General features: G+C 67.4%; 8 protein-coding genes. 4 read left to right on the forward strand and 4 right to left on the reverse strand.

What is annotated here, in order from left to right; genetic code table 11:
- Positions 1-127: 127 nt before the first annotated feature.
- The 4 genes from Q0579_RS01665 to Q0579_RS01680 are packed head-to-tail and all read left to right on the forward strand — an operon-like array spanning position 128 to position 4,983.
- Positions 128-1,621 carry an efflux transporter outer membrane subunit gene (locus Q0579_RS01665; RefSeq protein WP_298808505.1) on the forward strand — a complete coding sequence of 498 codons (1,494 nt, stop codon included), beginning with the start codon at positions 128-130 and terminating at the stop codon, positions 1,619-1,621.
- Positions 1,621-3,030: an efflux RND transporter periplasmic adaptor subunit gene (locus tag Q0579_RS01670; RefSeq protein ID WP_298808484.1), complete on the forward strand. Its 1,410-nt coding sequence runs from the start codon at positions 1,621-1,623 to the stop codon at positions 3,028-3,030. Before Q0579_RS01665 ends, Q0579_RS01670 begins: the two co-directional genes overlap by 1 nt.
- Positions 3,020-3,775: an ABC transporter ATP-binding protein gene (locus Q0579_RS01675; RefSeq protein WP_298808508.1), complete on the forward strand. Its 756-nt coding sequence runs from the start codon at positions 3,020-3,022 to the stop codon at positions 3,773-3,775. Before Q0579_RS01670 ends, Q0579_RS01675 begins: the two co-directional genes overlap by 11 nt.
- Positions 3,775-4,983, forward strand: a complete 1,209-nt coding sequence (locus Q0579_RS01680; protein ID WP_298808486.1) for an ABC transporter permease — start codon at positions 3,775-3,777, stop codon at positions 4,981-4,983. Before Q0579_RS01675 ends, Q0579_RS01680 begins: the two co-directional genes overlap by 1 nt.
- A 36-nt stretch (positions 4,984-5,019) precedes the next feature.
- On the opposite strand, the gene Q0579_RS01685 is transcribed toward Q0579_RS01680, so the two are convergent.
- The 4 genes from Q0579_RS01685 to scpA all read right to left on the reverse strand — a co-directional run.
- Positions 5,020-7,035 carry an acetyl/propionyl/methylcrotonyl-CoA carboxylase subunit alpha gene (locus tag Q0579_RS01685; protein WP_298808488.1) on the reverse strand — a complete coding sequence of 672 codons (2,016 nt, stop codon included), beginning with the start codon at positions 7,033-7,035 and terminating at the stop codon, positions 5,020-5,022.
- 232 nt (positions 7,036-7,267) lie between these two features.
- Entirely contained in the window at positions 7,268-8,260 is a 993-nt protein-coding gene (gene bioB, locus Q0579_RS01690) for a biotin synthase BioB (protein ID WP_298808490.1), read from the reverse strand.
- A gap of 11 nt (positions 8,261-8,271) precedes the next feature.
- Entirely contained in the window at positions 8,272-8,661 is a 390-nt protein-coding gene (locus Q0579_RS01695) for a lysozyme inhibitor LprI family protein (RefSeq protein ID WP_298808492.1), read from the reverse strand.
- Positions 8,658-10,264, reverse strand: a 1,607-nt coding sequence (gene scpA / locus Q0579_RS01700) for a methylmalonyl-CoA mutase (protein ID WP_298808494.1), incomplete at its 5' end; no start/stop codon positions are given. The genes Q0579_RS01695 and scpA, both read right to left, overlap by 4 nt.

Raw genomic sequence — 10,264 nt, forward strand, 5'->3', positions numbered from 1 at the left:
AGCGCTGACGGCCGTGTAGGCCCGTGCATCCTTAGCTGCACCGCCCGCCGGCACGGCGGGGTCGCGCCTACAATTTGCGACACAAAAGCGCTGGACGCCGCGCGGTGTGTTGGCCATCTCCACCACCATGACGCGCCTGCGCCTCTCGCTCCTTTCCGCCGTTGCGCTCGCCGGGTGCACGGTCGGTCCCGATTACGCGCCGCGCTCCGCCGCCGAGCTGGGTGTGCCCGACCGTTATTCGGTCACCGCCGCGCCGACGCGCGAGGATCTGACGCATTGGTGGACGCGCTTCGACGATCCGGTGCTCGGCCAATTGGTCGAGCAGGCGAGCGCCGCCAACACCGACGTCGCGCAGGGGCTCGCGCGACTGCGGCAGGCACGCGAGGCGCTGGTGCAGAGCCGCGCCAACCTGCTCCCCACGTTGAACGGCTCGGGCGGATACAGCCGGTCGGAAACGTTCCGGGGCGGCGGGCAGTCGGTGACGCTGCCCGACGGCACCGTGCAGAACGTCGGCGGGGGCGGCGGCTCAAACTTCTCGCTCGGGCTCGACGCGCAATATCAGCTCGGCCTGTTCGGCGAGGTGCGTCGCACCGTCGAGGCGACGCGCGCGCAGTACGAAGCGTCCGGCTTCGATTACGCGACCACGCTGCTCTCGGTGCAGCAGGAGGTTGCGCGCAACTACGTGCTGGCGCGGCTCTATCAGGCGCAACTCGCCAATGCGCGCGCTAGCTTGGCGTTACAGGACGACAATCTCGAGATCGCGGGCTTCCGCGTCCAGGCCGGGCTCGTCTCCAGTCTCGACCAGGAACAGGCGCGAAGCCAGCGTGCCGCGACCGCGGCAACGATCCCCGCGTTCGAGCAGCAATATAACGCCGCCGTGTCACGCCTCGGCGTGCTGACGGCGCAGGCCCCGGGGGCGCTCAAGCCATTGCTCAGCGCGGCCCGCCCGATCCCGACCGGGCCGCGCGTCGTCGGAGCCGGCATCCCCGCCGACGTGCTGCGCCAGCGCCCCGACGTGCGCGCGGCCGAGCGGACGCTCGCCGCCGCCACCGCGCAGATCGGCGTTGCCAAAGCAGCACTCTACCCCGCACTCGCGATCAGCGGCAACATCAACACCAATGCGGGGAATGTCGGCGGGCTGCTCGGCACGATCACCGGCGGGCTGTTCGCCGGACTGACGCAGGCGATCTTCAATGGCGGGCGGTTGTCGGCCCAAGTGCGCAGCAACGAGGCCGCGGCCGACGCCGCGCTCGCCGCGTACAAGGGGAACGTGCTGCTCGCGCTCGAGGACGTGGAGAATGCGGTCGTCGCGCTCGACACTGCCCGCCGGCGTGGGCGCGAGTTCGCGACACAGCTCGACGCCGCCAACAACGCGGCGCTCTTGTCGCGGCTGCAATATCGCAGCGGGCTGACCGATTTCACCACGCTGTCGCAGCAGGAAGCGAACCTGTTATCCGCGCGCAACAGCGAGGCACAGGCGCGCGCGGATCAGGCGACCGCGCTGATCCAGTTGTTCGGTGCGCTGGGCGGCGGCTGGAACCCCGACGTGACCCCGACGGCGCCTGCCCCCCAAACCCAGGCGCCCGCATCCCAACAGCCCGCTGCCCGAGAGACCCGCTGATGGCCGACCAGAACCTCGACGAATTTCTGGGTCAGAAGCCGCAGCCGAAATGGCGCAAGTGGCTCAAATGGGGCCTGGTCGCACTCGGCGTCGTGCTGCTCGCGCTTCTGGTGCAGCGGCTCGTCTTCGGCGGTGCAAAGGCGACCGATTACGCGACCGCGCCGGTCGAGCGCGGCAATCTGACCGTCAGCGTGTCGGCGACGGGCAAGCTTGCGCCGACCAACCAGGTGACCGTCGGCTCGCAGCTCTCTGGCCTCGTCACCAAGGTAGTGGTCAACGTCAACGACCGCGTGACCGCCGGCCAACCGCTCGCGCTGATCGACCCCGAGCAGATCGAGGACCAGATCCGCCAGCAACAGGCGCAGATCGCCGCCAATCAGGCACAGGTTCGTCAGGCGCAGGCGACCGTCGCCGAGAGCCAGGCGCAGCGCGCGCGACTGGAGCAGGTGTACAAATTGTCGAACGGCCGCGTCCCCTCGGCAACCGAGCTCCAGACCGGCCGCGCTGACTACCAGCGCGCGGTCGCCGCGCTGAGGGTCGCGCAGGCGAACGTTGTCGCTTCGCAGGCAACGCTGGCGCAGAGCCAGACGCAGCGCGCACGCGCGATCATCCGCTCGCCCGTCAACGGCGTCGTGCTCGCGCGGCAGGTCGATCCGGGTCAGACGGTCGCCGCCTCGTTCAACACGCCGACGCTGTTCGTGATCGCGGAGGACCTGAGCAAGATGAAGCTGGAGGTCGCGATCGACGAGGCCGACGTCGGATCGGTAAAGGTCGGGCAGCGCGCGAGCTTCACCGTTGACGCCTTTCCGGGAAAGACCTTCCCCGCGACGATCACGCGCGTCGACCTCGGCTCCAACCTGACGGTCAGCAACGCGACCGCCTCGTCGTCGTCGAGCACCGCGACCACCAGCACGACCGGGCAGGTCGTGTCCTACGCCGCCGATCTGACGGTCGAGAACCCGACGCTGCAATTGCGCCCCGGCATGACCGCGACTGCCGACATCGTCACCTCGGACAAGAGCAACGCGCTGCTCGTCCCCAATGCCGCGTTCCGCTTCAAGCCGCAGACCGCGGGCGGCGACGACAATGGCGGCGGGATCGCCGGCTCGCTCACCTTCCGTCCGCGCCGCGGCGGCCGGCCCGAGCGGACCGCGACCGTTGGACGCGGGGCCGTGCAGACGCTCTACGTCAAGGGCACGGACGGCAAGCCGCGCGCGATCCAGGTGACGACCGGCGACACCAACGGCACGATGACCGAAGTGCTATCGGGTCCGCTCAAGCCGGGAATGCAGGTGATCACCGGGCAGCTTGCCGGTGGTGACGACGCGGGCAGCGGCGGCGGCGGGCGTCGTGGTGGCGGTAGCGGCGGCGGTGGCGGTCGGCGCGGGGGTGGCGGCGGTGGCCAGTAACGCCGCCGCGGCCTCATCGCCAGGCGGTGCCGACGCGCTGATCGCGCTACGCGGCGTCACCAAGAGCTACGGCGAGGGCGGCACCGCGTTCCAAGCGCTGAAGGGCGTCGACCTAGACATCATGGCGGGCGATTTCGTCGCGGTGATGGGCCCATCGGGATCGGGCAAGTCGACGACGATGAACATTCTCGGCTGTCTCGACGTACCCTCAGGCGGCACCTTCCTGTTCCGCGGCCACCATGTCGAGACGTTGAACCGTGATCAGCGCGCGTTGCTGAGGCGGCGCTATCTCGGCTTCGTGTTCCAGGGATTCAACCTGCTCAGCCGCACCACCGCGCTCGAGAATGTCGAATTGCCGCTGCTCTACCGCGGCGATGAGAAGAAGGCGCGGCGCGAACTGTCGATGGCGGCGCTGGAAAAGGTTGGGCTGGACCGCTGGTGGGATCACACGCCCGCCGAATTGTCAGGTGGGCAGCAGCAGCGCGTCGCGATCGCGCGTGCGATCGTGACGCAGCCCGACGTGCTGCTCGCCGACGAGCCGACCGGCAACCTCGATTCCGAACGCTCGGTCGAGATCATGGAATTGCTCACCGACCTCAACCGCGGCGGCATCACCGTGCTGATGGTGACGCACGAGCCCGACATGGCGGCGTTCGCGCGCACGGTGATCCACTTCAAGGACGGGCTGGTCGAGCGGATCGAGCGCAACCATCACCAGGGTCAACCGGTCGAGGCGGACGCCTGATGCTCGGCACCACCTTCGTTCTCGCGCTGCGCTCGATTCGGCGGCACCTGCTCCGCTCGTTCCTCACCACGCTCGGCATCATCATCGGCGTGGCGGCGGTGGTGACCATGGTGACGCTAGGCAAGGCGACCACCGCGCAGGTGCAGCAGAACATTTCGTCGCTCGGCACCAACATTCTCCAGGTTCGCCCCGGACAGGGTTTCGGCCGCGGTGGCGGTGGTCCGCGTCCCCCCGACTTCAAACCCGAGGATGTTGAGGCGATCGCCAACCAGATCGCGGGCGTCTCCGCGGTCGCCCCACAAGCGCAATCGACCGCGACCGCGATCTACGAGGGTGCGAACTGGTCGACGACGATCAACGGCACCACCGCGGCCTATTTTCAGGTCCAGCCGTGGCCGCTCGCCTCGGGCCGTCTCTGGACGCCGCAGGAGGAGTCAGCGGGCAAGGCGGTCTGCGTGATCGGCAATACCGTGCGCCAGAACCTGTTCCGCACCGGGCGCGCGGTAGGGCAGCGCTTTCGCGTCGGGGCGGTCAGTTGCGACGTCATCGGGGTGCTGTCGACGCGCGGTCAGGCCGGGTTCGGCGGCGATCAGGACGACGTCGTCATCATGCCGATCAAGACGGTGCAGCGCCGCTTCACCGGCACGCGCGACATCCGCCTGATGCTGGTCGGCGTCGACCAGGCCTATTCAACCGCCACCGTGCAGGCGGGGATCACCGATCTGCTGCGCGAACGCCGCAACATCACAACGGGCAAGGACGATGATTTCAACATCTTCGACACCAAGCAGATCAGCGACACGCTTTCGAGCACCACGACGCTGCTGACCCGCATCGTCACCGCGGTCGCCGGAATCAGCCTCGTCGTCGGCGGGATCGGCATCATGAACATCATGCTGGTGTCGGTAACCGAGCGGACGCGCGAGATCGGCATCCGCCTCGCGATCGGCGCAGTGGCGAGCGAGGTGCTGCTGCAATTCCTGGTCGAGGCGGTCGTGCTGTCGATGCTGGGCGGCGTCATCGGACTGCTGCTGGCGCAGGTGGCGATCGGCGCACTGTCGGCGCTAGGCGGGTTGCCATACCTGTTCGTGCCCGAGATCAACGCGATCGCGTTCGGCATCTCGGCGGTGATCGGGGTCGTGTTCGGCTATTTCCCCGCGCGCCGCGCGGCCGCGCTCAACCCAATCGACGCGCTTCGCCACGAATGACGACGGGCCGGCAGCATGCCGGCCCGCCCTCCTCGCTTATTCCAGTTCCATGATCACCTGATCGACCTGCAGGCTCTCGCCCGCGGCGGCATTGACGGTCTTCACCACCGCCGATTTCTCGGCGCGCAGGATGTTCTCCATCTTCATCGCCTCGACCACGGCGAGCGGTTGCCCAGCCTCGACGCGGTCGCCCTCGCGCACGTCCAGTCGCACCAGCAGCCCCGGCATCGGCGCGATCAGGAATTTGGACAGGTCGGGCGGTACCTTCTCGATCAAATGCTGCGCGTAAGGGGCGACGTGCGCGGGCAGCACGCGCACCTTGTGCGTTGCCCCGCGCGCGTTGAGCACGAAGCCGGTCCGTGTCCGTCGGAGCTTGACCGATAGTGGCGCATCGCCGCCGACCGTCACCACCCGCGCGCCGGCATCATAGCCGATATCGCCCGCGATCGGCGTACCATCGACCACGACATGATCGTCGCCAACCAAGACGCGGTGATCGGCCTTGCCGACGCGCACCACCCAGTCGACCGGCGCGTCGAGCTGGTTGCCCAATTGCCCGTCGACCTGCCGCGCGCGGTCGGCCTCGGCGGTCGCGGCGAACCCCGCCGCCGCCGCGAGCGCGCGCACCACCTCGTCGCCCGCCGGCGCACCGTGGAAACCGTCGGGATATTCCTCCGCAATGAACCCGGTCGTGATCTCGCCCGAGCGGAAGCGCGGGTGCTGCATCAGCGCGGAGAGGAAATCGAGATTGGTGCCCGGCCCTTCGATCTCGAACGCGTCGAGTGCCGCGATCTGCTTATCGATCGCTTCCGCACGCGTCGGCGCCCAGGTGACCAGCTTCGCGATCATGGGGTCGTAGAACATGCTGACCTCGCCGCCCTCGCGCACGCCGTCGTCGACGCGTACGCCCGGCGCACCCTCGTCGTCACCGAACGGCGCCTGCCGCTGATCGGCCGCGGGCGTGCGGTAGCGCACCAGCCGCCCGATCGAGGGCAGGAAGCCGCGATACGGATCCTCGGCATAGACGCGGTTCTCGACCGACCAGCCGTTGATCTTCAGATCCGCCTGCGCGAATGAAAGCGGCTCGCCCGCCGCAACCCGGATCATCTGCTCGACCAGATCCAGCCCGGTGATCTCCTCGGTGACCGGGTGCTCGACCTGCAGCCGGGTGTTCATCTCGAGGAAATAGAACCCCTGCCCCGTCGTGTCCGCGCCCGACACGATCAGCTCGACCGTGCCCGCGCTGTAGTAGCCGACCGCCTTGGCGAGCGCGACCGCCTGCTCGCCCATCGCGCAGCGCATCTCGGGGGAGACGAACGGCGACGGTGCTTCCTCGACCACCTTCTGGTGGCGACGCTGCACCGAGCATTCGCGCTCGTTCAGGTACACGACGTTACCGTGCTGGTCGCCCAGCACCTGAATCTCGATGTGGCGCGGGCTCTCGATGAACTTCTCGATGAACACGCGGTCGTCGCCGAAGCTCGCCAGCCCCTCGCGCTTGGTCGCCTCGAAGCCTTCGCGCACGTCCTGCTCGCTGTACGCCAGCCGCATCCCCTTGCCGCCGCCGCCGGCCGATGCCTTCATCATCACCGGATAGCCGATCTCACCCGCGATGCGCACCGCGTCGTCGGTGTCGGCGATCTCGCCCAGAAAGCCTGGCACGACGTTGACGCCGGCTTCCTTCGCCAGCTTCTTCGACTCGATCTTGTCGCCCATCGCCGCGATCGCGTTGGGCGGCGGGCCGACGAAGGCGATGCCAGCCTCGGCGCAGGCGCGCGCGAAGCTCTCGCGCTCCGACAGGAAACCGTAGCCCGGGTGGATGCAGTCCGCGCCCGTCTCCTTGGCGGCGAGCAGGATCAACTCGGCCTTCAAATAGCTCTCCGCGGCGGGTGCCGGCCCGAGCCGCACCGCCTCGTCTGCCATCAGCACGTGCGGGCTAAGCGCGTCGGCATCCGAATAGACCGCGACGGTCGCAATCCCCATCTTCTTGGCGGTGCGGAACACCCGGCACGCAATCTCGCCGCGGTTGGCGACCAGTATCTTCTTGAACATTAACGGCTCCAACGTCGAAATATACCGATCAATCCCAACAACCATAAAAGCGGGAAGCCAATCAGTAGAATATAGCCCATCGATCTTTTATGTTCACTGCAAGCGTTACCACCCTGCCATCCGACGATAACGTGTTCCGGACAATCGCCTATGACCGTTACAGCAGCGGCGACGAAGAAAAGAAGGAGCAACGCAGCCGTCCAGAGAACAAAAGCGATGACCCTGCGCCAATTCACTCCGCCGCTTCCACCATCCGGCTTTCCGCCGCCATCGCGCGCAGTCCGAGCTTGTCGAACAGCGCCGCATCGCGGTCGTCACCTGCGTTGGCGGCGGTGAGCAGCTTGTCGCCGGTGAAGATCGAGTTCGCGCCCGCCATAAAGCACAGCGCCTGCGTCACCTCGCTCATGCTCTCTCGCCCTGCGGAAAGGCGCACCATGCTCTCCGGCATCGTAATGCGCGCGACCGCGACGGTGCGGACGAACTCGATGTCATCGATTTTGGCGAGCGGCGTGTCGGCGAGCATGTCGCCCAGCACCGTACCCTTGACCGGCACCAACGCGTTGATCGGCACGCTGCCGGGGTGCTCGGGCAAGGTGGCGAGCGCGTGGATGAAGCCGACCCGGTCTTGCCTAGTCTCGCCCATCCCGACGATCCCGCCGCAGCACACGTTGATGCCTGCGTCGCGCACGTGCGACAGCGTGTCGAGCCGCTCGTCGAAGCTGCGCGTCGTGATGACCTCGCCGTAACGCTCAGGCGAGGTGTCGATATTGTGGTTGTAATAGTCGAGCCCGGCCTGGCCCAGCATCGCGGCTTGCGCCGGCGTCAGCATGCCGAGCGTCATGCACGTCTCCAGCCCCATCGCGCGCACGCCCCGCACCATCTCAAGCACTGCGGGCATGTCGCGATCCTTGGGATTGCGCCACGCCGCGCCCATGCAGAAGCGCGTCGACCCTGCATCTTTCGCCTGCGCGGCGGATTGCAGCACCTGGCGCACGTCCATCAGCTTGGTCGCCTTGACCCCGCTGTCGGCCGCCACCGATTGCGAGCAATAGCCGCAATCCTCGGGGCAGCCGCCGGTCTTGATCGACAACAATGTCGACAATTGCACCGCCCCTGCGTCGTGGTGCGCGCGGTGCACCTCCGCGGCGCGGAACACCAACTCGGTGAACGGTAGGTCAAACAGCGCAGCGATCTCGTCACGCGTCCAATCGGTTCGGGTCGTCATGCGGGTCTCGGTCATTTGGGGGCGAACACCGATTGCAGCAGCCGCAGTTCGGCGGTGCGCGCGCGAGTGAAGCGGATCAGGCAGACACGGTTGGACAGCCCCTGAGCCGACCCGCCGCGATATTCGTACGAGAACACGCGGCAATTGGCATCACGATAGGCGATCCATGCGCGCTGGCTGGTGAGCAGCGCCTGGCTGTAGCTGGGTCCGGCACGCTCGGCGGGTGGCAGGTTCGCGGGCTTGGAGCCGCGATCAAGCTGCTTCATCCGCGCCATCGCGGTCCGATACGCCGCGTTCAGCTGCGCGTCGGCGGCCTGATAGTCGCTCGCCGACTGCGCCGCAGCCGGCTGTGACAACGCGCTCGCGAGCAGCGCGCCCGCGATCAGGATGGTCGCTTTCATTCCGCTGCCTCGCTCATCGGCGGCATGTTGTGGCCGAGCAGGCGGAGCACTTCCTGCGCCGCCGCGATTAGATTGGTGCCCGGGCCGAAGATCGCCTGGACTCCCGCGTCGCGCAGCGCCTGATAGTCCTGCGCCGGGATGACGCCGCCGGCGATCACCTTGATGTCGGCGCGCCCCGCGTCGCGCAAATGGCCGATCAATTCGGGGATCAGCGTCTTGTGCCCCGCCGCGAGGCTGGAGGCGCCGACGACGTCAACGTCCTTCTCGAGCGCCAGCTCGCTTGCCTCCTTTGGCGTCTGGAACAAAGGCCCGGGCACGATCTCGAAACCCAGATCGCCGAACATCGACGACACGAGGTTCGCGCCGCGGTCGTGGCCGTCCTGACCCATCTTGGCAACGAGCATTCGGGGTTTGCGACCCAGCCGCCGCTCGGTCGCTGCCACCCCTTCTTCCAACCGAATCCAGGCCGCATCCCCGTCGTATGCACCGCCGTAAATGCCCTTGACCGGCGTGGGTTGCGTGCCGAAGCGGCCGAACACATCCTCCATCGCCGAGGAAATCTCGCCCAAAGTCGCACGGGCGCGGGCGCATTCCACCGCGAGTTCCAGCAGGTTGCCGTTCCCCCGCGCCCCCTCACGCAACGCGTCGAGCGCCGACCGGCAAGCCGCCTCGTCGCGCTTCGCCTTCATCGCGTTGATGCGGCGGATCTGCGCCTCGCGCACCGCGTGATTGTCGACGTCTAGGATCTCGATCGGGTCCTCATTCTCCTTGCGGTATTTGTTGACGCCGACGATCACGTCCTCACCGCGGTCGACCCGCGCCGCGCGCGCGGCGGAGGCTTCCTCGATCATCGCCTTGGGCCAGCCCGCCGCGACCGCCTTCGCCATCCCGCCCTCGGCTTCGACACGCTCGATGATCGCCCAGGCGCGGTCGACCAGGTCCTTGGTCAGCGCCTCGACGTAGTAGCTGCCGCCCAGCGGATCGACGACGTTCGTCATGCCGGTTTCCTCCTGGATCACCAGCTGCGTGTTGCGCGCGATCCGGGCGGAAAAATCGGTCGGCAGCGCAATCGCCTCGTCGAGCGCGTTGGTGTGGAGCGACTGCGTGCCGCCCAGCATCGCCGCCATCGCCTCGATCGTGGTGCGCATGACGTTGTTGTACGGGTCCTGCTCGGTCAGCGACACGCCCGAGGTCTGGCAGTGCGTCCGCAGCATCTTTGAGCGCTCGTCACGCGCGCCCAAATTGGTCATCACGCGGTGCCACAGCACGCGCGCCGCGCGCAGCTTCGCAATCTCCATGAAGAAGTTCATGCCGATCGCGAAGAAGAAGCTCAGCCGCCCGGCGAACTTGTCGATGTCGAGCCCGCTCGCGACGCCGTATTTCACGTACTCCATGCCGTCGGCGATGGTGAAGGCGAGCTCCTGCACCTGCGTCGCGCCGGCTTCCTGCATGTGATAGCCGGAAATCGAGATCGAGTTGAACTTCGGCATCTCGCGGCTGGTGTAGCCGAAGATGTCCGAAATGATCCGCATACTCGGCTCGGGCGGGTAGATGTAGGTGTTGCGGACCATGAACTCCTTGAGGATGTCGTTCTGGATCGTCC

Source organism: uncultured Sphingomonas sp. (genome assembly GCF_936927845.1).
Taxonomy (GTDB): domain Bacteria; phylum Pseudomonadota; class Alphaproteobacteria; order Sphingomonadales; family Sphingomonadaceae; genus Sphingomonas.

Bases quoted from the DNA above. Each gene is read 5' to 3' on its own strand.
- bioB (WP_298808490.1), bottom strand. From the start codon at position 8,260: ATGACGACCCGAACCGATTGGACGCGTGACGAGATCGCTGCGCTGTTT.
- Q0579_RS01670 (WP_298808484.1), top strand. From the start codon at position 1,621: ATGGCCGACCAGAACCTCGACGAATTTCTGGGTCAGAAGCCGCAGCCG.
- Q0579_RS01680 (WP_298808486.1), top strand. From the start codon at position 3,775: ATGCTCGGCACCACCTTCGTTCTCGCGCTGCGCTCGATTCGGCGGCAC.
- Q0579_RS01685 (WP_298808488.1), bottom strand. From the start codon at position 7,035: ATGTTCAAGAAGATACTGGTCGCCAACCGCGGCGAGATTGCGTGCCGG.
- Q0579_RS01665 (WP_298808505.1), top strand. From the start codon at position 128: ATGACGCGCCTGCGCCTCTCGCTCCTTTCCGCCGTTGCGCTCGCCGGG.
- Q0579_RS01695 (WP_298808492.1), bottom strand. From the start codon at position 8,661: ATGAAAGCGACCATCCTGATCGCGGGCGCGCTGCTCGCGAGCGCGTTG.